Source organism: Pseudomonas idahonensis (assembly GCF_037903935.1).
In the GTDB taxonomy this organism is placed as follows: domain Bacteria; phylum Pseudomonadota; class Gammaproteobacteria; order Pseudomonadales; family Pseudomonadaceae; genus Aquipseudomonas; species Aquipseudomonas danubii.
In genome coordinates this window covers 2,065,335-2,084,764 of the sequence record NZ_CP149586.1, presented here as the reverse complement: position 1 = coordinate 2,084,764, position 19,430 = coordinate 2,065,335, and the positions used below count along the sequence as shown (strand labels likewise).

Genomic DNA, 19,430 nt, shown 5'->3' with positions numbered 1-19,430 from the left:
AAAAGGCCCGCCCCCGACGCTGGCGCCATAAAACCAGCATGCTAGAATGCTGCCCGCATTGGCCTGTCATCTTTTTATGACACGCATACGAGGGAGCTTGCGCAGCAATGCCGGTCGCCTTGAACTGAAGAACCCAAGCCCATCAGGATCTATGAGACTCAAGGCCCTTCCCCTACTCCTCTGTCTGCCTGCCCTGCCCGGCCTCAGTGCCGCCGCCGGCAAGACGGTCTACGGTTTGAACGAGTACGCGCATCTATCAGGTATCGACCTGGAAGTTGCTGCCAAGCTCGACACCGGCGCCAAGACTGCGTCCTTAAGTGCCCGCGACATCAAGCGCTTCAAGCGCAATGGCGAGTCCTGGGTGCGTTTCTACCTGGCCATCGACACCGCCCATTCCCACCCCATCGAACGGCCCCTGGCCCGGGTCAGCAAGATCAAGCGCCGCGCCGGCGACTATGATCCCGATGAGGACAAGAATTACACCGCGCGTCCGGTGATCGCTCTGGATGTCTGCATGGGCAGTGCCTTGCGCAGCATCGAAGTGAACCTGACCGACCGCAGCACTTTCCAATACCCGCTGCTGATTGGCTCCGAAGCGCTGAAACGCTTCGACGCGCTGGTCGACCCCAGTCTTAAATACGCTGCTGGCAAACCCGCCTGCGCCACCGACGCTCATACCGCAGAGTAATTCCAATGCGCTCTCTTACCCTTCATCTGAAAGTCCTGATCGCCATCCTGGTGGTGCTGGGCATTTCGATCACGGCCTATCAGATCTTCGTGCTCGGCATTCCGGTGACCGAAGACGCCACCGACGATCTGTGGAACATCGACGCCAAGGTCGAGTTCGTCGCCAACGGCAAGGACCCGATCAAGATCCAGATGTTCGTGCCGCCCCTGAGCCGCGACTACGTGAGCCTCAACGAGAGCTTCATTTCCAACAACTACGGGGTGGCGGTCAACCGCGTCGACGGCAACCGCAAGGTCACCTGGTCGGCACGCCGGGCCAAGGGCAACCAGACCCTGTACTACCGCCTGGTGCTGACCAAGCGCTACAGCGCCGAGAAATCCAAGGTCAAGGGCCCGACCTTCCGCGACAGCATGGCCGTGGAAGGCGCGGAAAAGATCGCCGCCGAAGCCCTGCTGGCGCCAATCCGCCAGCACTCGGCGGACGTCGAGACCTTCATCAGCGAAGCCATCAAGCGCGTCAACAACGCCAATGACGACAACGCCAAGCTGCTGCTGGCCGGCGACCCCTCCAGCGCCAACAAGGCCAGGATCGTCGAGCTGCTGCTGTCCATCGCCCACGTGCCGATGGAGAAGGTCCACACCATCCGCCTGGTGGCCGATCAGCCGCAGACCCCGGAACTCTGGCTGCGCAGCTTCAACGGCACCGACTGGCTGTACTTCAACCCGGAAACCGGCGAACAGGGCATGCCCAGCGACCGCCTGCTGTGGTGGACTGGCGATGACAACCTGATCACCGTCGATGGCGGCAAGAAGGCCAACGTCACCTTCAGCCTCAACAACAGCGAAATGAACGCCATTCGCCTGGCCAAGCTGACCGACGAGAACACCGACGCCAACTTCCTCGAATACTCGCTGTACGGCCTGCCGCTACAGACCCAACAGACCTTCATGATCATGGTGATGATCCCCATCGGCGTGCTGGTGATCCTGGTGTTGCGCAACCTGATCGGCCTGCAGACCCTGGGCACCTTCACCCCGGTGCTGATCGCCCTGGCATTCCGCGAGACCCAGTTGGGCTTCGGTATCGTGCTGTTCACGGTGATTACCGCGCTGGGCCTTTCATTGCGCTCGTACCTGGAACACTTGAAGTTGCAGATGCTGCCGCGGCTGTCGGTGGTGCTGACCTTCGTCGTGGTGCTGATCGCCGCCATCAGCCTGTTCAGCCACAAGCTGGGCCTGGAGCGCGGGCTGTCGGTGGCACTGTTCCCGATGGTGATCCTGACCATGACCATCGAACGCCTGTCCATCACCTGGGAAGAACGTGGCGGCGGCCACGCGATGAAAGTCGCCATTGGCACCCTGTTTGCCGCGTCCCTGGCGCACCTGATCATGAGCGTGCCGGAGCTGACGTACTTCGTCTTCACCTTCCCGGCGATGCTGCTGATCCTGGTGGGCTTCATGCTGGCGATGGGTCGCTACCGCGGCTACCGCCTGACGGAGCTCGTGCGTTTCAAAGCCTTCGTCAAGGCTGACTCCTGATGTTCGGCCTGTGGAAAACCTGGAAAGCCCTGGAAGCGCGGGGAATCATGGGCATCAACCGGCGTAATGCCGACTACGTGCTCAAGTACAACAAGCGCAGCCTGTACCCCATCGTCGATGACAAGATCATCACCAAGGAGCGGGCGATCAAGGCCGGCATCCATGTGCCGGAACTGTACGGGGTGATCTCCACCGAGAAGGAAATCGACAAGCTCGACGAGATCATCGGTGGGCGTAACGACTTCGTGATCAAGCCGGCGCAAGGCGCCGGTGGTGACGGCATCCTGGTGATCGCCGACCGCTTCGAAGGCCGTTACCGCACGGTGTCCGGGAAGATCATCAGCCATGAGGAGATCGAGCATCAGATCTCCAGCATCCTCACCGGCCTGTATTCCCTGGGCGGCCACCGCGACCGGGCACTGATCGAGTACCGGGTGACCCCGGACCAGATCTTCAAGAGCATCAGCTACGAAGGCGTGCCGGACATCCGCATCATCGTGCTCATGGGCTACCCGGTGATGGCCATGCTGCGCCTGCCAACCCGCCAGTCCGGGGGCAAGGCCAACCTGCACCAGGGCGCCATTGGCGTCGGTGTCGATCTGGCTACCGGCCTGACTCTGCGCGGCACCTGGCTGAACAACATCATCACCAAGCACCCAGATACCACCAACGCCGTGGACGGTGTGCAACTGCCCTACTGGGACGGTTTCATGAAGCTGGCAGCCGGCTGCTACGAGCTCTGTGGCCTGGGCTACATCGGCGTGGACATGGTGCTGGACCAGGACAAGGGCCCGCTGATTCTCGAGCTCAACGCCCGGCCCGGGCTGAATATCCAGATCGCCAACGACTGCGGCCTGACCCAGCGTACCCACGCTATTGAAGCCCACCTTGAGCAACTCAAGGCCCGGGGCATCGAGGAAACCGTCGAAGAGCGGGTGCGCTTCGCCCAGGAGCTGTTCGGCCACATTCCGCCGGTGGAAGGCTGATAACGGCTGCCGCGGGGTGCGAAGGCAATTTTCGCAGCCTGCGGCAGCGGCTACAGGTCGGTGAATGCGCCCTGAATCAGGCAATCGCCGACATACCCTCTAGGAGCAATTCCTGCACAGGCATACAATCGCCAACCGCGCTCCGATGGCTGATTTGCCCCGCATGTTGACCTGTTCCGTACACCCGCTTCCTTATCGCGCCAACCCCGCCGAGTATTTCGCGGCAATCGAACACGCCCCCGGTGCCGTGCTGCTGGACAGCGGCCGGCCCGCTGCCGAGCGCGGTCGCTATGACCTGCTCAGTGCCTGGCCGCTGGCCGAGCTGACGGTGGCCGCCGACGAACGTGGCGGCGACTTCCTCCAGCGTCTGCGGCACAACCTGCAGCAACTGGGCCCGGCCGAGGTCCCGGCGCCCTATGAACTGCCCTTCGCCGGCGGCCTGATCGGCTACCTCAGCTACGACTTCGGCCGCCACCTGGAACGCCTGCCGAGCCTGGCCCGGGATGACCTGCACCTGCCGGACGCGCGCTTTGGCCTGTATGGCTGGGCGCTGATCAATGACCACCAGACCGGCACCAGCCAACTGCTGTTCCACCCCAGCCTGGACGCCGCCGAACGCCAGCGCCTGATCCAGCTGTTCAACCAGCCACTGCCCGCGTCGCAGTCGGCATTCAAGCTGACCAGCGCCATGCAGCCTGATCTGAGCGCCGAGGATTACCACCAGGCCTTCCAGCGCATCCAGCACTACATCCAGGCCGGCGACTGCTATCAGGTGAACTTCGCCCAGCGCTTTCGCGGCCAGTACCAGGGCGATCCCTGGGTCGCCTACTGCGCGTTGCGCGCGGCCTGTCCGACGCCCTTCTCCGGTTTTCAGCGCCTGCCGGACGGTGGCGCGGTGCTCAGCCTGTCGCCGGAGCGCTTCGTTCATGTCAGCCAGGGCCGGGTGGAAACCCGGCCGATCAAGGGCACTCGTCCCCGGGGCCGGGACGCCGCAGAAGACGCCGCCAACGCCGCCGAGCTGCTGGCCAGCCCCAAGGACCGCGCGGAAAACCTGATGATCGTCGACCTGCTGCGCAACGACCTGGGGCGCACTTGCCGCACCGGCTCGGTGCGCGTGCCGGAGCTGTTCAGCCTGGAAAGCTACCCCAACGTGCACCATCTGGTGAGCAGCGTGACCGGCGAGCTGGCGCACGACAAGGACGCCCTGGACCTGATCGCCGGCAGCTTCCCCGGCGGCTCGATCACCGGCGCGCCGAAGATCCGCTCGATGCAGATCATCGACGAACTGGAGCCCACGCGACGGGCGCTGTACTGCGGCTCGCTGCTGTACCTGGACGTGCGTGGGGAAATGGACAGCTCGATCGCCATCCGCAGCCTGTTGGCCAAGGACGGGCAGATCTGTTGCTGGGGCGGTGGCGGAATCGTCGCGGATTCGGACTGGCAGGCGGAGTACCAGGAATCCATCACCAAGGTGCGGGTGCTGCTGGAAACGCTGCAGGGGCTCTGAACCCCTGTAGCCGCTGCCGCAGGCTGCGACAAGCCCCGCAGGGGCTTCAAGACCTCAAGAGCGACGCCTGCTTCGGAGTCGATCGCAGCCTGCGGCAGTGACTACAGGTGCTGCTTACAGGCTCAAGGTGCGGTTGGAAGCCTTGATGAACTCCTGCTTCAGCTCGGCAAAACTGTGCACCGCGGGGAACTGCGGGAACTCGCGGATCACGTTGTCCGGGGCATGGAACAGGATGCCGGCATCGGCCTCGCCGAGCATGGTCGTGTCGTTGTAGGAATCCCCCGCCGCGATCACCCGGTAGTACAGGCTCTTGAAGGCCAGCACCGATTGACGCTTGGGGTCCTTCTGGCGCAGCTGGTAACCGGTGACCCGACCGCCGTCATCGGTGATCAGGCGGTGACACAGCAAGGTCGGGAAACCCAGCTGGCGCATCAAGGGCTGGGAAAACTCATAGAAGGTGTCGGAGAGGATCACCACCTGGAAACGTTCGCGCAGCCAGTTGACGAACTCCACCGCGCCGTCCAGGGGCTTGAGGGTGGCGATCACTTCCTGGATGTCGGACAGCTTCAGGCCATGCTCGTCGAGAATCCGCAGGCGCTGCTTCATCAATACGTCGTAGTCGGGAATATCCCGGGTGGTTGCCTTGAGGGATTCAATCCCGGTTTTTTCGGCAAAGGCGATCCAGATTTCCGGGACCAAGACACCTTCCAGATCGAGACAGGCAATTTCCACAAGACACTCCCATTGGTTCTGATTATTGAAGTTGAGCGAGCAAAAGGACTGCCGAACTCTAGCGATTCGCCTGCGCAGGCGCAACGCAGAGGAGCGCGCCAGGGCCGGGTGGATTTTGTTAAGATCGCCCCCCTATAGAGCGCACAGCGCCACCGACCTGTAGGAAACCGCCCTGATGACCCCATCGTTCGACGTCGCTGAACTCGCCGCGACCTATGCCAACAAATCCGCCCAGGACATTCTCAAGCTGGCCTTCGCCCAGTTCGGTGACGACCTGTGGATCTCCTTCAGCGGCGCCGAGGATGTGGTGCTGGTGGACATGGCCTGGAAGCTCAACAAGAACGTCAAGGTGTTCAGCCTGGACACCGGGCGCCTGCACCCGGAAACCTACCGTTTCATCGATCAGGTGCGTGAACACTACAAGATCGACATCGAACTGATCTCGCCGGACCACAGCAAGCTCGAACCCTTCGTCAAGGAAAAGGGCCTGTTCAGCTTCTACAAGGACGGCCACGGCGAATGCTGCGGCATCCGCAAGATCGAACCGCTGCGACGCAAACTGTCCACCGTCAGCGCCTGGGCCACCGGCCAGCGCCGCGACCAGAGCCCGGGCACCCGCAGCCAGGTGGCGGTGCTGGAGATCGACAGCGCCTTCTCCACCCCGGAACGTCCCCTGTACAAGTTCAACCCGCTGGCGCAGATGAGCAGCGAAGAGATCTGGGGCTACATCCGCATGCTGGAACTGCCGTACAACAGCCTGCATGAGCGCGGCTTCATCAGCATCGGCTGCGAGCCCTGCACCCGCCCGGTACTGCCCAACCAGCACGAGCGCGAAGGCCGCTGGTGGTGGGAAGAAGCCACCCAGAAGGAATGCGGCCTGCACGCCGGCAACCTCATCAGCAAAGCCTGACCCTCCCCCTTCTCCCCTGGAACCGGCTTGCCGGCGAAAGCCCCTCGCCCTGAGGACGCGTTCGCCGGCAAACGGAACGCCAACCGACGCACCCGCAAAACCTGTACACATAAATGTCACCAAGGGTGCCATTTATGTGTGCACTTTCAGCACCCTCCGCCCCAAAAAGTGACATGCCTTTCTGCCGTCAGCATTCATACGACAGCCAATCGCGTCCGCCGAAAAATAAATACCTGTTCAAACGGTCAATTTTTAATCCATCTATTTCATACAGTTAGTGGCAGCCCATAACAAAACGAAATCAGCAGCCGATTTCATAGTTTCAAAACTGGCACAGAAGTGGCTTTAGTCGACCTATGTTTTGTATACAAAAACAGCAAAACATACATACACTAACCGTCCGCACGCCTGATCCACGACTCAAGCTGCAGATGCCCAGAACCCAGTGATTCCGCCCCTGCGACGAAGATTGTCGAGCCTTGCGCTCAAGCACAGTCATCCGGGGCCGGAATCAGGAGCCGCCGGAATGCACACCAGCCCTTCCAACAACATCGCACTGGATCTGCCCTCCTCGCCGCACTCGCACCACCTGCAACAGCCCATCGCCACAACCGACCCGGACAGGGTCATCCTCAGCCCGCGCCTGCACAACCGCGACCTGGCGCCAACCAAGGTCGAAGGCCGGCGCTGGGGTGGCTACAGCATCTTTGCCCTGTGGACCAACGATGTGCACAACATCGCCAACTACTCCTTTGCCATCGGCCTCTACGCCCTGGGCCTGGGTGGCTGGCAGATCCTCCTGTCGCTGGGAATAGGCGCGGCGCTGGTGTACTTCTTCATGAACCTGTCCGGCTACATGGGACAGAAGACCGGGGTGCCGTTCCCGGTGATCAGCCGCATCAGCTTCGGCATCCATGGTGCACAGATACCGGCACTGATCCGCGCGGTGATCGCCATCGCCTGGTTCGGCATCCAGACCTACCTGGCCTCGGTGGTATTTCGCGTGTTGCTCACGGCCATTCATCCGGGGTTCGCCGACTACGACCACAACTCGATCCTCGGCCTCTCGACACTGGGCTGGGCCTGTTTCGTGCTGATCTGGCTGGTGCAGTTGGTGATCCTCGCCTACGGCATGGAGATGATCCGCCGCTACGAAGCCTTCGCCGGGCCGATCATTCTGCTGACCGTGGCCTGCCTCGCCGGGTGGATGTACACCCAGGCCGACGGGCAGATTGCCTGGTCGATCCGCGAACCTTTGACCGGCGGAGAAATGTGGCGGCAGATCTTCGCCGGCGGCGCCTTGTGGCTGGCGATCTACGGCACGCTGATCCTCAATTTCTGCGACTTCGCCCGCTCCTCGCCGTGCCGCAAGACCATCAAGGTCGGCAACTTCTGGGGCCTGCCGGTGAACATCCTGGTGTTCGCCACCATCACCGTGCTGCTGTGCGGAGCGCAGTTCCAGATCAACGGCCAGGTCATCGAAAGTCCGACCCAGATCATCGCCTCGATCCCCAACACCCTGTTCCTGGTCCTGGGTTGCCTGGCCTTCCTGATCGTCACCGTGGCGGTGAACATCATGGCCAACTTCGTCGCACCGGCCTTCGTCCTCAGCAACCTGGCCCCCAAGTACCTGACCTTCCGCCGCGCCGGGCTGATCAGTGCGGCGCTGGCGGTGCTGATCCTGCCGTGGAACCTGTACAACAGCCCGCTGGTGATCGTGTACTTCCTCTCCGGCCTCGGTGCCCTGCTAGGCCCGTTGTACGGGGTGATCATGGTGGACTACTGGATCCTGCGCAAAGCCCAGATCCACGTGCCACAGCTGTACAGCGAAGACCCGCAAGGCGCGTACTTCTACAGCCGCGGGGTCAATCTGCGAGCGGTGGCGGCCTTCGTGCCCGCGGCGCTGATTGCCATCGTGCTGGCCCTGGTGCCGGGCTTTGCCAGCGTCTCGCCCTTTTCCTGGCTGATCGGCGCCGGCATCGCCGGCCTGCTGTACCTGATCATCGCCAAGCGCCAGCCCAATTACGCGGACGTCAGCGGCGAATCCATCGCCGTGGAAAACGTCAGTCATTGAAACTGAACGGCCCGGTGCGCCGGGCCTTGAACTGCCCAACCTGCAAGGAACCCCCATGCGCATTCTCGTGGTCAACGTCAACACCACCGACAGCATCACCCAGGCCATCGCCCGCCAGGCACAAAGCGTGGCAGCGCCGGGTACGGAAATCGTCGGCCTGACTCCCTACTTCGGCGCCGAATCGGTGGAAGGCAACTTCGAAAGCTACCTGGCGGCCATCGCCGTCATGGATCGGGTGCTGGCCTACGACCAGCCCTATGACGCAGTGATCCAGGCCGGTTACGGCGAGCACGGCCGCGAAGGGCTGCAGGAGCTGCTGAATGTGCCGGTGGTGGACATCACCGACGCCGCCGCCAGCACGGCGATGTTCCTCGGCCACGCCTACTCGGTGGTGACCACCCTGGATCGAACCGTGCCGCTGATCGAGGACCGGCTCAAGCTGTCCGGCCTCTATGAGCGCTGCGCCTCGGTACGGGCCAGCGGCCTCGCGGTGCTGGAGCTGGAGGAAGACCCGCTGCGGGCGGTGGAATCCATCGTGCGCCAGGCCGAACTGGCGGTGACCCAGGACAAGGCCGAGGTCATCTGTCTGGGCTGTGGCGGCATGGCCGGACTGGATGAACAGATCCGCCAGCGCACCGGGGTGCCGGTGGTGGATGGGGTCACGGCGGCGGTGACCATTGCCGAATCGCTGGTACGCCTGGGGCTGTCCACCTCGAAGGTGCGCACCTACGCGACGCCACGGCCAAAAAAGGTGCTTGGCTGGCCGCTGCGTTCAGGGCGCTGAGTCAGGCAACTGCCGGGTTCGCCGGCAAGCCGGCGCCTACAGGGCGCTGAAGGTTTGCGCCAGGCCCTGTTCGGCGAACTGCTCGATGACGAAGTCGACGAACGCCCGGGTCTTGCCCGGGAGCATCTTGTGCTCGGCGTAGTAGATCGAGGTGTAGCCATCATCGACGTACCAATCCGGCAAGACCCGTTGCAGCGCGCCGGAACGCAGGTAGTTGACGGCAAACGGCATGCTCACCAGGGCCAACCCCAGGTCCTGGGCGGCCGCCACGCAGGCGGCTTCGGAATCGCTCATGGTCATGCTGGCCTTGAGCTCCAGCGGGCGCACACCGCCTGCGCGGCCAGTCAGTTGCCAGGGACGGATGCGGCCGGTCTGCGGAGAACGGATCAGGATCCCCCGGCAATGCTGCAGGTCCTCCGGATCACGGATCGGCGCTCGCCCCGCGAGATAGGCCGGGCTGGCCACCAGCACCCGATGGGCCGGTGCCAGGCGCCGGGCGACCACCCCTTGTGGCAACTCGAAACCGCCACCGATGGCGGCATCGAAGCCCTGGCCGATCAGGTCCACCTGGCGATTGTCGAAATGCCAGTCCGGCTGGATGTCCGGGTAACGCTGCAGGAAGCTTGCGAGCATCGGCACGATGTAAAAACAGCCAAATACCGTTCCCATGCTGACCTTGAGCGTGCCTGCCGGGCGCCCCTGGACGGTGGACAGGCTGCTCACGGCATTCTGGATGGTCTGTAGGCTGTCGCTGACTTCTGCCAGGAACAAGCGTCCGGCCTCGGTCAGGGTCAAACGCCGGGTACTGCGCTGGAATAGACGCACACCCACCCGCGCCTCCAGCTTGGCTACGCTCTTCCCCACCGCGGCCGGGGTCAATCCCAGGCGTCGCGCCGCCTCGGCAAAGCTGCCGACTTCAGCGCTGCGGACAAAACATTCGATACTGCCGAAAGCTTCCATCACTGACCATTCCATACTTTTGGTTTACACAGAGTATAGGAATTACCCGCTACACAGCGGCCAATCAGCAGTCGATACTCGACGCCAAGCACAAGGCAACCCGACCTTGAATCTCTGGAGAAACACATGAGCAAGCACAACCTCAGCGGCAAAGTGGCCTTGATCCAAGGCGGTTCCCGCGGTATCGGCGCCGCCATCGTCGAGCGCCTGGCCGCCGAAGGCGCCAGCGTCGCCTTCACCTATGTCAGCTCCGCGAGCAAGGCCAAGGCCCTGCAGGACAGCATCATCGCCAAGGGCGGCAAGGCCCTGGCCATTCAGGCCGACAGCGCCGACGCCGACGCCATTCGAGAGGCCGTGCAACGTACCGCCCAGGCCTTCGGCCGCCTCGACATCCTGGTCAACAATGCTGGCGTGCTGGCAATGGCCCCGCTGGACGAATTCAAGCTGGAAGACTTTGACCAGACCCTGGCCATCAACGTACGCAGTGTGTTCATCGCTACCCAGGAGGCTGCGCGGCACATGGGCGAAGGCGGACGCATCATCAATATCGGCAGCACCAATGCCGAGCGCATGCCCTTCGCCGGTGGCGGTCCCTACGCCATGAGCAAGGCCGCGCTGGTAGGCCTGACCAAAGGCCTGGCGCGGGACTTGGGACCACGGGGCATCACCATCAACAACGTACAGCCCGGCCCAGTGGACACAGACATGAACCCGGCCGACGGCGCCTTTGCCGAAAGCCTGCTGGATCTCATGGCCGTGCGTCGCTATGGCCGCGCCGAAGAAATCGCTGGCTTCGTGGCCTATCTCGCCGGGCCCGAAGCGGCCTACATCACTGGCGCCAGCTTGAGCATCGACGGCGGTTTCAGCGCCTGATCCGTCAACGCAAAAAAACCGGGCCACCTGTAGCAGGTGGCCCGGTTGCTTGCGCGGCATCCGCCAACGGCTGCCGCAGGGGGCGAACCGGCTGGCAACGCCCTCCTTTCTCCCTACCCGTTTCCTTGCGACCTCAGGCCCACACCAGATGCGGCAAACCACAGGCGGCGGGCTGAAACCCCTTGAGCGAGCGCAGAATCCCGTCAGCGTGGGCGAACTTGCTATCCGCCATGGCCGGATCGGGCACCGCAAGCACCCGCATCCCTGCGGCCTTGGCGGCCGTCACGCCGAAGGGCGAGTCCTCGAACACCAGGCACTCCCCTGGGGCTATCCCCAGGCGCCGGGCCGCGGTGAGGAAGATATCCGGCGCCGGCTTGGCCGCCGTCACTTCCGGGTCATCGGCGGTGACGATGGTGTCGAACAGCGCAAACCAATCGCCATGGCGGGTGATTTTCTCGCCGAAGGACATCTGCGACGAGCTGGTGCCCACTGCGATTGGCACCTGGTGCTGCTTCAAATGGCGTACCAGTTGCTGAGCCCCCGGCATGGCCTCGGCCCGAGGAAAGCGCTCACGCATCAAGGGCTCGCGCATGACCAGGAACTCTTCGGCGCTGATGGGCAGGTCCAGGGCCTCGACCACGTAACGCGCCAGATCGGCGGCACCACGTCCGATGATGTTTTGCTTGATGGTCCAATCGTAGGTACGGCCATAACGCTCGGCGATCAACTGCGTGATCTCGGTGTAGATACCTTCGGTATCCAGGAGCAGACCGTCCATATCGAAAATGACCGCCTTGATCGGTCCCAAATCATTCAACTGTGCATTCATCGCATCTGATCCGTTAGCAAAAGTACATTCCAGGGAGCGGCTCAGGTACGGCCCGTTATGTTCGGCAACGCGTCAATTAAAGGATTCAGCAGCATAGCGGCGGGGCTGGGTCAGGAGCAACCGAGGGGCAAGGTACAGAGTGCGAGAGGCGGGATAGTTTCAGTCGCCAGGATCGAGCTCGCTCTCTCCTTCTTCAGGCCCTTCCTGCAGTGGCACCAGCGCATCATCCATCAAGGAGCCGGGATCTTCATTCCCCGGGTCGTTGATCACCAACGGTGACGCTGAGCCTGGCTCGACATTAGCAGGCATTTCACGGGGCATGATCCTCTCCTTAAACAGCGGGACGGGCTGCATCAAGTATGGCGAAGCCCTGGGCAACGCGCACAAAAAACCCGGCGCGGGGCCGGGCTATTTTGAACGAGAGCCTAAATCAATGACGCTTCTTGTGCCCCATGCTGCTCCCCAGGGCACCACCCGCCGCACCACCAATGCCGGCACCCACGGTGGACCCAGTGCTGCCGCCCAGGCGATTGCCGATCAGCGAGCCACCGGCCGAACCCAGGCCACCGCCAATCGCAGCCTTGGTCCGGCTGCCCTTGCGCGCACCCGCCGCACTACCGGCCGCCCCGGCCACACCCGCACCAATAGCCGCCCCGGTGCTGCCGCCGAGCTGTTGCCCGACCACGTTGCCCAGCGCACCGCCGAGCCCACCACCAATGGCGGCAGTGCCATCTCCAGCCATCGCACCTTGAGCCAGCAGAAGTCCTACAACCAGGGCAGGTAAAGTTGAACGCATGACTTGAACCTCAAAAAAAGACTGTCGAACTGACACAAAAGCCCAGCGCGCGCCACCCGCTGCGGAGCGTAACGGCAACACCCGGTTGCTCTCCGGTGGGTTGGACCGCGGATTCTAAAAGAGTTTTATCGTCGCGCAAAAAAAAGCCCGCTGGGGAACGGGCTAGGGGTACTGCTTTTAACGGATGGTTTGAGCGTACGCAGGCAGATGTGAAGATTCTGTGAAAAGTACCCGCGACTGGGAGCAACAGACGCGGATCACACAATTTCCCATCCTGCCAACATCTTCAGTTCACCTTCTGAAGATGCTCGAAGCCGATCAATACAGGCCAGCCCCTTGGTTGGCTACCCCGCCACTGCTTCGATAAAGGCCTGATCGCTCACTGGCAACAGTGATCTCAGCGAATGCTGCGAATGCTGCCCTTGTTGCCTTTGACAGTGACCGAGACTTTCTTGAAGACGAAGTAGTTTTCTTCGCTGACTTCATAGCGTGGAGCCACGATCAGGTCGGCACCGGAAGACTTGACTGCCTTGAAGGCAGCAGCCGACTTGACCGCACTCACTGGATCCAGGCCCAAACCGCCCAGACCGCCGCCAGTATCGCCACCGTAGGTCACGCCATCAGCAAACTGGTTATCGCCACCAAACTGCAGGAAACCAAAGAGGATGTTCACCGACGACTGGCCCGAGATTGCCTCGCCCACTGCTACATCTGCCTTCAGGTCAGCCTTGACCTGGCTATCGATGGGCGACGATGGCTGGCTGATGTTGTAGCTGGTGCAACCAGTGGCTGCGGCTACGAGAGTGGACAGTGCGAGGAGTTTGAAAATAGCTTTCACGTTTATTTCCTTATTACTTTTCATATAAAGGCATCATCGCTGGATGCGCAGCCCCGTTTGAATCGGGATAAGGAACATATCCCCAGTTATAGCCAATTGAGATAAGAAAATTCCTAAAAGCACAAAGGATGCCTCTTCAATTACCCCCTCTCACTGGCGATAAACTATTAATACGACTACCAAAAAAAATCGGAAAAAAATAATACGCAAACAACGGCAAGAACGTTATGCCCCCAACCAACCACCGAAAATGAACCCGCCTACTTCGTGACCAGCCTTCACGCTTGGCAGCACGATAAAGCCCCATTACAGATGCATCGCTCGGCGCAAACAGGGATCTCTATTGCCAGCAGGACTATTGGCAACATCAGGCCTTTTCTCAAACTACTCATTTCTTCCAATTACAACTATCAATCCTGATAGACATCCAGATTTAACATTTTGCGGACAATAAAAAGCCCCGCATCTAACGGGGCACTCAAAACTTAAGATTACTTTCTCTTTGGCATTGCCTTGGGAAAGAACATCGTGCTACTGGCTACCGGCAGCGGCGCAGTTTTCTTTCTGCTACTGACTCGGGATTGTTCTTCGACTTCAAATGCGGCCTGACCGCAACGCACCAAGTTGTTGATTGGGAACTCATCCCCGTTGTCTTCGATATAGGCAAGACTCCTCATATTCCAGCTCCCTCCAACAACCGATCAGTACCGGCAAGCTCCTGATTGCCTGGAAAATACTGACCGTCACGGCGCTTCAGACTAGCCAGTCATTTGTCGACCTGCCGTCCAAACCAGACAAGTGCCGACGAGTGGCAAGGCATCAGAGGAAAAAATGATCCAGAGCACATTTCCGGGCCCATGAACCCGACGACCGCTTGATATGGCAGCACGTCCATTCAGAAATTAGCGGGGGCTTGGCATCCAATTGCCTTATGAAGTGGTGCTGTACATGTCTAGGAATGGAGACATTTTCAGGGAGAGCATCAACACCAGGCTCGTCAAAATTCGAACCCTTGGGCAGCTCTTTCCATGAAAAAACCCAGACCATTATCAGCTTGTCAATAGTGCTGTTGAGCGACTGAGCGGGAGGTCGCGCGGTGGTAGGCTTTCATGGCGTCACATTACGCGCGTGCCCGATCTGTTCGGATTACTGATAAAGGCAGGTCAGGCTATGCATAAGCCTCATATCAGCTAACTGAAAGGATTCGAACATGAAAAATTCCATAACTGTTCTGGCCGTTTCCGCGACGCTCGCTTTCACTGCAACTGTCGCGAACGCCTCCGCGCATCAGGCCCCCATCAAGGCTCCCCAGACCGTCAATCAGATGACAGCCTCTGTTGACACTCCTTTCAGATCCCATCAGACAACTGGCGAAATCCAGATGGCCAGCCTGGCCAGTAGTTGCTCCGATGATCGATATTCCTGGTGGGAATACAGCGGCTGGGAAATCGTCGGCTGTCTCATAAGCGGCCAGTGGTAACTATTCTGACAGGCCTGGTGCGCAACTTACGCAGTCAGCACGCACCAGAGCCTTTTAGCCCAGCCACACACGACTTCGAAGATACAGACGCCCTCATACTTTTTACCCGGCAATAGCCCTCGCCAGCAGACAATTGCTTCTGGTTTAGAGGCACCCCTTGTTGCCTCTTCGAAATGGGACTAGAGCAACAAAATACCTTTCCATGTGTATGCTGCCGCGGACATCGCTCGGCGAATTCGACCTCGGCCATTTCGCCGAGATATATACAGCTCATTCACTGCGCAAAGGGGGTAACGCTTAACCAGTTGTTATCCACCCAACGCCACCGAAAAACACCCACCGGCCCCATGCGGGTCCCAAAGGGAGATTTTTCAGACGCCAAAAACCACAAACCCCCGACTTTCTCTAGGAAAATCAGGGGTTTGTGTTTGTAGAATGTGGCGGTGAAGGAGAGATTCGAACTCTCGATACAGTTTCCTGTATACACACTTTCCAGGCGTGCTCCTTAAGCCACTCGGACACTTCACCGTATCTCTTCAAACCGATTCAGTCTGTCGAGGCGCGCTAATGTAGTCGATAGCTTTTCAGATGGCAAACTTTTTTTTCAGAATTTTCATGCGCTTAAGGCCGATCCCTGCTTGAAGGGGATTCGCCCTCCATCGACGACAAGGCAAACCGGCCATTCTCCAGCCTTGCCTACAGCTATATAGAAGAAACCACCCGTTACCCGCAGCGCCATACAGGCCGATGTCAGGTCCCAAGCCTGACTCACCAGTCAGTCACGGCGCTTTACCAGATCTATCGTGGTGGGTAACTTCTGCTGCACTTCAATACAAGGAATTGCGTCATGAGTGAGTTGATTTCCTACCATCTCGAAGACGGTATCGCGACCCTGACCTTGAGCAATGGCAAGGTCAATGCCATCTCCCCGGACGTGATTGCCGCTTTCAATGCCGCGCTGGATCAAGCAACGGCCGATCGCGCAGTGGTGATCATTACCGGTCAGCCAGGGATTCTTTCCGGTGGCTACGATCTCAAAGTGATGACTGCCGGCCCTAAAGAAGCCGTGGCGCTGGTGACCCTGGGTTCGACCCTGGCTCGCCGCCTGCTGTCCCACCCCTTCCCGGTGATCGTCGCCTGCCCCGGCCATGCTGTGGCCAAGGGCGCGTTCCTGCTGCTGTCGGCGGACTACCGTATCGGCGTCGACGGGCCGTTCAGCATCGGCCTCAATGAAGTACAGATCGGCATGACCATGCACCACGCGGGGATCGAACTGGCCCGTGACCGTCTGCGGCGCTCGGCCTTTCATCGCTCGGTGATCAATGGCGAGATGTTCGATCCCCAGAGTGCTGTGGATGCCGGCTTCCTCGACAAGGTGGTGAGCGCCGAGGAACTGCAAGGCGCCGCCCTGGCTGCCGCGCGTCAACTGAAGAAAATCAACATGCTGGCCCACAAGAACACCAAGCTGAAAGTGCGCAAGGGACTGCTGGAGACTTTGGACAACGCCATCATCCAGGACCAGGAACACCTGGGCTAAAACACCTGCCTTCCCCGATCCAGCCCGACCTGCGTGTCGGGCTTTTTGCATTGGCCTGAACACCCAGCGCCCACCGCTCTAGACCGCTGCCGGCCATCGCAGCCGGAAACATGCCCTTAAACATCGCCCATCTCCCGGCTGAGAACGGTAATTGCCGAAAACAGTGCACATCCGTACACTGCGCCACCTTTTGTCCCCGGTGAGCCGTTTAGATGCTGTATCTGTTTCGTATGTCGTTGATGGGCCTGCACTTTATCCTGGCCGGCAGCCTGGGCCTGCTGCTGGGGCTGTGCCGCCCGTTCAACCCCGACAACAGCCGCCTGTGCGCCCGCCTCTACGCCTGGCCGGCCATGTGCATTCTGCGCCTGCGGGTCAAAGCCGAAGTCGGGCCACTGATGGACAAGCCCGAGAGCTGCGTGATCATCGCCAACCACCAGTCCAACTACGACCTGTTCGTGTTCGGCAACGTGGTGCCACGGCGCACCGTGTGCATCGGCAAGAAGAGCCTGAAATGGGTGCCTTTGTTCGGCCAACTGTTCTGGTTGGCGGGCAATGTTCTGATCGATCGCGGCAACCCGCTTAAGGCCCGACGCTCGATGCTCACCACCACCCACACCCTGCAGCACAAGAACACCTCGATCTGGGTCTTCCCGGAGGGCACGCGCAACTTCGGCGAAGACCTGCTGCCCTTCAAGAAAGGCGCCTTCCAGATGGCCATCGCCGCCGGTGTGCCGATCGTGCCGGTGTGCGTCAGCAGCTACATCAAGCACATGCACCTGAACCGCTGGAACGGTGGCAAGATCCTTATCCGTTCGCTGCCGGCTATTCCCACGGCCGGGCTGACCATGGAAGACATGCCCTTGCTGATTGCCCAGTGCCGCGAGCAGATGCGCGAGTGCATTGCCAACATGGATCGCCAACTGCAAGCGGCCTGAAGCTGCCGCCCCATCTGTGACGCCACCAAGCCCGCCTCGTGCGGGCTTTTATTTATCGCCGAACTCAAGCTGCACCAGTGACTCTGATGCTGCATTGCAGGCTAAGCTGCTGCTGATCTGTCATCGCCACCATTGATAAGAAGAAGTGAACCGCAACCATGGGTAGAGTTGTTGCTGCCGCCGTTTATAGCGGCGGGAAGAAAGTCGCTGATATCAGCCTCGACGAAGGGGCTGCCTGGGCCGCGAAACCCGGCCACTTCGTCTGGATCGGTCTGGAAGAACCCAACGCCCACGAGCTGGCCAATCTGCAGCGCCAGTTCAACCTGCACGAGCTGGCCATTGAGGACGCTCTGGAGAAACACAGTCGGCCCAAGCTGGAAACCTTCGGCGACGCACTGTTCATCGTCACCTACTCCCCCGTGCGGACCGAAGGCAAGCTGGAGTTCATCGAAACCCACATCTTTGCCGGCAACGGTTACATCATCACCGCCCGCAATGGCCAATCGGCTTCCTACGGCTATGTCCGCCAGCGCTGTGAGGCGCGCCCACTGTTGCTCGAGCACGGCGAAGACTTCGTCCTCTATGCCTTGCTGGACTTCGTCACCGAGAACTACCAGCCGGTCAGCGAGGCCATCCACGGGGAAATCGACGAGCTGGAACGCAATGTGCTGAGCAACTCACTGAACGAGCGCGATATCCAGAACCTCCACGGCCTGCGCCGCGACGTGCTGCGCCTGCGCCGTTATGTGGCGCCCATGGTGGAGATCAGCGAGGAGTTGCAGAAGCTCAGCTTTCCGTTCATCGACAAGAACATGCGCCCGTACTTCCGTGATGTGCAGATTCATGTCACTCGGCAGATGGAAGACCTGTCGACCCTGCGCGACATCGCCAGCCAGACCATCGAGATCGGCGTGCTGCTGGAGGCTTCTCGGCAAAGCATCGTGCAACGCAAGTTCGCCGCCTGGGCAGCGATCCTGGCGTTTCCAACAGCGGTAGCCGGGATCTACGGGATGAACTTCCAGAACATGCCGGAACTGAGCTGGCACTACGGCTACTTTGGGGTATTGGGCTTCATCAGTGTCGGCTGTGTCGGTCTCTGGGCCAGCTTCAAGCGCTCAGGCTGGCTCTGAGTGACGATGGCCCTGCCCTTGCGGCAGGGCCACAGGCGCACTCAGGCCGCTTCAGGCTTGTGAGCGACGAAGCGCATCATCCACTCCGCAACGGTGGTGCCGTGATGATCGTGCTCAAGGCTGGCCACGCCTTTCTGGTAGATCTGCTCGCCGAGAAACTCCTGGCGCAGATCCAGCAGGGCCCGGGAGTAATCGTGGATGAACTCGGGATGCCCCTGGAAGCACAGCACCTGGTCGTTGATGTGGTAGGCCGCGAAGGGGCAGAAATCACTGGAGGCAATCACCGTGGCATTTTCCGGCAACGCGGTGACCTGGTCCTGATGGCTGATCAACAGGGTCAGTTCCTCCACCACCGGGCTCATCCACGGCGCCTTGGCCGCCAACTTGTAGCTGTGGGTTCCCACGCCCCAGCCCTGACTCGCCCGCTCGCTCTTGCCCCCCAGGAGCAACGCCAGCAACTGATGACCAAAGCAGATGCCCAACAGCTTGTCGCCGCGCTCGTAGCGACCCAAAAGGTAGGTCCTGAGGGTTTCGATCCAGGGATCGGTACCGAAGGAATCGGCCTTGCTGCCCGTCACCAGATAGGCATCGAACTCCAGCTCATCGCCGGGATACTCGCCCTGGACCACGTTGTAGACACTGAACTGGGCGGCGATGGGCTGCTGGGAAAACAGACGCTGGAACATCTGCCCGTAACCCTGATATTGATCGACCAGTTCGGGACGCAGGATATCGGTTTCAAGAATGCAGATGCGTAGCGACATAAAAAATTCCTGACAAGGCGATGGCAATAATGAACACCCCAGAGCCTGCCTTGAAATACCACGGCAAGG

At 60.6% G+C, this 19,430-nt stretch carries 19 protein-coding genes and 1 tRNA gene; 12 read left to right on the top strand and 8 right to left on the bottom strand.

Annotation, left to right across the window (positions count from 1 at the left end; all coding sequences use genetic code 11):
- The first annotated feature begins 151 nt into the window (after nucleotides 1-151).
- The 4 genes from WIN67_RS09570 (at nucleotide 152) to pabB (ending at nucleotide 4,719) form a co-directional block, all read left to right on the top strand.
- Nucleotides 152-688: an ATP-dependent zinc protease gene (locus tag WIN67_RS09570; protein WP_102863859.1), complete on the top strand. Its 537-nt coding sequence runs from the start codon at nucleotides 152-154 to the stop codon at nucleotides 686-688.
- Between the two features lie 5 nt (nucleotides 689-693).
- Nucleotides 694-2,226 (top strand): inactive transglutaminase family protein, encoded by a 1,533-nt coding sequence (locus WIN67_RS09565; RefSeq protein WP_102863860.1) that lies wholly within the window; start codon nucleotides 694-696, stop codon nucleotides 2,224-2,226.
- The gene (locus WIN67_RS09560) at nucleotides 2,226-3,212 is read left to right on the top strand and encodes an alpha-L-glutamate ligase-like protein (RefSeq protein WP_102878964.1); all 987 of its coding nucleotides are present in this window, start codon (nucleotides 2,226-2,228) and stop codon (nucleotides 3,210-3,212) included. The genes WIN67_RS09565 and WIN67_RS09560 overlap by 1 nt, the downstream gene beginning before the upstream one ends.
- 163 nt (nucleotides 3,213-3,375) lie before the next feature.
- Nucleotides 3,376-4,719, top strand: a complete 1,344-nt coding sequence (gene pabB, locus WIN67_RS09555) for an aminodeoxychorismate synthase component I (protein ID WP_339071092.1) — start codon at nucleotides 3,376-3,378, stop codon at nucleotides 4,717-4,719.
- A 114-nt stretch (nucleotides 4,720-4,833) separates the two neighbouring features.
- Here the strand turns inward: pabB and thrH are convergent, their stop codons facing one another.
- A complete protein-coding gene (gene thrH, locus WIN67_RS09550; protein ID WP_015634738.1) occupies nucleotides 4,834-5,451 on the bottom strand; it encodes a bifunctional phosphoserine phosphatase/homoserine phosphotransferase ThrH in 618 nt (205 codons plus the stop codon).
- Nucleotides 5,452-5,626: 175 nt separating this feature from the next.
- Here thrH and WIN67_RS09545 point away from each other — a divergent pair, with 175 nt between their 5' ends.
- The 3 genes from WIN67_RS09545 to WIN67_RS09535 all read left to right on the top strand — a co-directional run bounded on the left by WIN67_RS09545 (nucleotide 5,627) and on the right by WIN67_RS09535 (nucleotide 9,219).
- On the top strand, nucleotides 5,627-6,361 hold the full coding sequence (locus WIN67_RS09545; RefSeq protein ID WP_102863863.1) for a phosphoadenylyl-sulfate reductase: 735 nt from the start codon (nucleotides 5,627-5,629) through the stop codon (nucleotides 6,359-6,361).
- A gap of 526 nt (nucleotides 6,362-6,887) precedes the next feature.
- Nucleotides 6,888-8,435: an NCS1 family nucleobase:cation symporter-1 gene (locus WIN67_RS09540; RefSeq protein ID WP_339071091.1), complete on the top strand. Its 1,548-nt coding sequence runs from the start codon at nucleotides 6,888-6,890 to the stop codon at nucleotides 8,433-8,435.
- Nucleotides 8,436-8,490: 55 nt separating this feature from the next.
- On the top strand, nucleotides 8,491-9,219 hold the full coding sequence (locus tag WIN67_RS09535; RefSeq protein ID WP_016964340.1) for an aspartate/glutamate racemase family protein: 729 nt from the start codon (nucleotides 8,491-8,493) through the stop codon (nucleotides 9,217-9,219).
- A gap of 36 nt (nucleotides 9,220-9,255) precedes the next feature.
- On the opposite strand, the gene WIN67_RS09530 is transcribed toward WIN67_RS09535, so the two are convergent.
- The gene (locus tag WIN67_RS09530; RefSeq protein ID WP_110595224.1) at nucleotides 9,256-10,179 is read right to left on the bottom strand and encodes a LysR family transcriptional regulator; all 924 of its coding nucleotides are present in this window, start codon (nucleotides 10,177-10,179) and stop codon (nucleotides 9,256-9,258) included.
- A 126-nt stretch (nucleotides 10,180-10,305) separates the two neighbouring features.
- Between WIN67_RS09530 and WIN67_RS09525 the strand changes: the two genes are divergently transcribed.
- Nucleotides 10,306-11,052: a 3-oxoacyl-ACP reductase family protein gene (locus tag WIN67_RS09525; protein ID WP_110595223.1), complete on the top strand. Its 747-nt coding sequence runs from the start codon at nucleotides 10,306-10,308 to the stop codon at nucleotides 11,050-11,052.
- A gap of 133 nt (nucleotides 11,053-11,185) precedes the next feature.
- Here WIN67_RS09525 and WIN67_RS09520 read toward each other — a convergent pair whose 3' ends face one another.
- The 4 genes from WIN67_RS09520 to WIN67_RS09505 form a co-directional block, all read right to left on the bottom strand.
- Complete coding sequence (locus WIN67_RS09520) at nucleotides 11,186-11,881, bottom strand: HAD-IA family hydrolase (protein ID WP_339071090.1); 696 nt, start codon at nucleotides 11,879-11,881, stop codon at nucleotides 11,186-11,188.
- A 159-nt stretch (nucleotides 11,882-12,040) separates the two neighbouring features.
- Nucleotides 12,041-12,202 (bottom strand): hypothetical protein, encoded by a 162-nt coding sequence (locus WIN67_RS09515; protein WP_339071089.1) that lies wholly within the window; start codon nucleotides 12,200-12,202, stop codon nucleotides 12,041-12,043.
- 109 nt (nucleotides 12,203-12,311) lie between these two features.
- The gene (locus WIN67_RS09510; protein ID WP_102863869.1) at nucleotides 12,312-12,677 is read right to left on the bottom strand and encodes a glycine zipper domain-containing protein; all 366 of its coding nucleotides are present in this window, start codon (nucleotides 12,675-12,677) and stop codon (nucleotides 12,312-12,314) included.
- Between the two features lie 397 nt (nucleotides 12,678-13,074).
- Entirely contained in the window at nucleotides 13,075-13,539 is a 465-nt protein-coding gene (locus tag WIN67_RS09505; RefSeq protein ID WP_422394670.1) for a hypothetical protein, read from the bottom strand.
- Between the two features lie 1,186 nt (nucleotides 13,540-14,725).
- On the opposite strand from WIN67_RS09505, the gene WIN67_RS09500 reads away from it, so the two are divergent.
- Nucleotides 14,726-14,995 (top strand): hypothetical protein, encoded by a 270-nt coding sequence (locus WIN67_RS09500; protein ID WP_339071088.1) that lies wholly within the window; start codon nucleotides 14,726-14,728, stop codon nucleotides 14,993-14,995.
- Nucleotides 14,996-15,433: 438 nt separating this feature from the next.
- Here WIN67_RS09500 and WIN67_RS09495 read toward each other — a convergent pair.
- Nucleotides 15,434-15,523, bottom strand: a tRNA-Ser gene (locus tag WIN67_RS09495).
- Between the two features lie 319 nt (nucleotides 15,524-15,842).
- On the opposite strand from WIN67_RS09495, the gene WIN67_RS09490 reads away from it, so the two are divergent.
- From WIN67_RS09490 to WIN67_RS09480, 3 genes are all read left to right on the top strand, one after another.
- Nucleotides 15,843-16,532, top strand: a complete 690-nt coding sequence (locus WIN67_RS09490; protein WP_339071087.1) for a crotonase/enoyl-CoA hydratase family protein — start codon at nucleotides 15,843-15,845, stop codon at nucleotides 16,530-16,532.
- A 212-nt stretch (nucleotides 16,533-16,744) separates the two neighbouring features.
- Entirely contained in the window at nucleotides 16,745-17,467 is a 723-nt protein-coding gene (locus WIN67_RS09485; RefSeq protein WP_102878955.1) for a lysophospholipid acyltransferase family protein, read from the top strand.
- Between the two features lie 158 nt (nucleotides 17,468-17,625).
- Nucleotides 17,626-18,597, top strand: coding sequence for a magnesium and cobalt transport protein CorA (locus tag WIN67_RS09480; protein WP_102878954.1), 972 nt, complete (start codon nucleotides 17,626-17,628; stop codon nucleotides 18,595-18,597).
- Nucleotides 18,598-18,638: 41 nt separating this feature from the next.
- On the opposite strand, the gene WIN67_RS09475 is transcribed toward WIN67_RS09480, so the two are convergent.
- Nucleotides 18,639-19,361 carry an amidotransferase gene (locus tag WIN67_RS09475; protein WP_102878953.1) on the bottom strand — a complete coding sequence of 241 codons (723 nt, stop codon included), beginning with the start codon at nucleotides 19,359-19,361 and terminating at the stop codon, nucleotides 18,639-18,641.
- Nucleotides 19,362-19,430: the final 69 nt, after the last annotated feature.

Bases quoted from the DNA above. Each gene is read 5' to 3' on its own strand.
- WIN67_RS09525 (WP_110595223.1), top strand. From the start codon at position 10,306: ATGAGCAAGCACAACCTCAGCGGCAAAGTGGCCTTGATCCAAGGCGGT.
- WIN67_RS09570 (WP_102863859.1), top strand. From the start codon at position 152: ATGAGACTCAAGGCCCTTCCCCTACTCCTCTGTCTGCCTGCCCTGCCC.
- WIN67_RS09535 (WP_016964340.1), top strand. From the start codon at position 8,491: ATGCGCATTCTCGTGGTCAACGTCAACACCACCGACAGCATCACCCAG.
- WIN67_RS09505 (WP_422394670.1), bottom strand. From the start codon at position 13,539: ATGAAAAGTAATAAGGAAATAAACGTGAAAGCTATTTTCAAACTCCTC.
- WIN67_RS09560 (WP_102878964.1), top strand. From the start codon at position 2,226: ATGTTCGGCCTGTGGAAAACCTGGAAAGCCCTGGAAGCGCGGGGAATC.
- pabB (WP_339071092.1), top strand. From the start codon at position 3,376: ATGTTGACCTGTTCCGTACACCCGCTTCCTTATCGCGCCAACCCCGCC.
- WIN67_RS09515 (WP_339071089.1), bottom strand. From the start codon at position 12,202: ATGCCCCGTGAAATGCCTGCTAATGTCGAGCCAGGCTCAGCGTCACCG.
- WIN67_RS09530 (WP_110595224.1), bottom strand. From the start codon at position 10,179: ATGGAAGCTTTCGGCAGTATCGAATGTTTTGTCCGCAGCGCTGAAGTC.
- WIN67_RS09480 (WP_102878954.1), top strand. From the start codon at position 17,626: ATGGGTAGAGTTGTTGCTGCCGCCGTTTATAGCGGCGGGAAGAAAGTC.
- WIN67_RS09520 (WP_339071090.1), bottom strand. From the start codon at position 11,881: ATGAATGCACAGTTGAATGATTTGGGACCGATCAAGGCGGTCATTTTC.
- WIN67_RS09500 (WP_339071088.1), top strand. From the start codon at position 14,726: ATGAAAAATTCCATAACTGTTCTGGCCGTTTCCGCGACGCTCGCTTTC.
- WIN67_RS09490 (WP_339071087.1), top strand. From the start codon at position 15,843: ATGAGTGAGTTGATTTCCTACCATCTCGAAGACGGTATCGCGACCCTG.
- WIN67_RS09475 (WP_102878953.1), bottom strand. From the start codon at position 19,361: ATGTCGCTACGCATCTGCATTCTTGAAACCGATATCCTGCGTCCCGAA.
- WIN67_RS09540 (WP_339071091.1), top strand. From the start codon at position 6,888: ATGCACACCAGCCCTTCCAACAACATCGCACTGGATCTGCCCTCCTCG.
- WIN67_RS09485 (WP_102878955.1), top strand. From the start codon at position 16,745: ATGCTGTATCTGTTTCGTATGTCGTTGATGGGCCTGCACTTTATCCTG.
- WIN67_RS09565 (WP_102863860.1), top strand. From the start codon at position 694: ATGCGCTCTCTTACCCTTCATCTGAAAGTCCTGATCGCCATCCTGGTG.
- WIN67_RS09510 (WP_102863869.1), bottom strand. From the start codon at position 12,677: ATGCGTTCAACTTTACCTGCCCTGGTTGTAGGACTTCTGCTGGCTCAA.
- WIN67_RS09545 (WP_102863863.1), top strand. From the start codon at position 5,627: ATGACCCCATCGTTCGACGTCGCTGAACTCGCCGCGACCTATGCCAAC.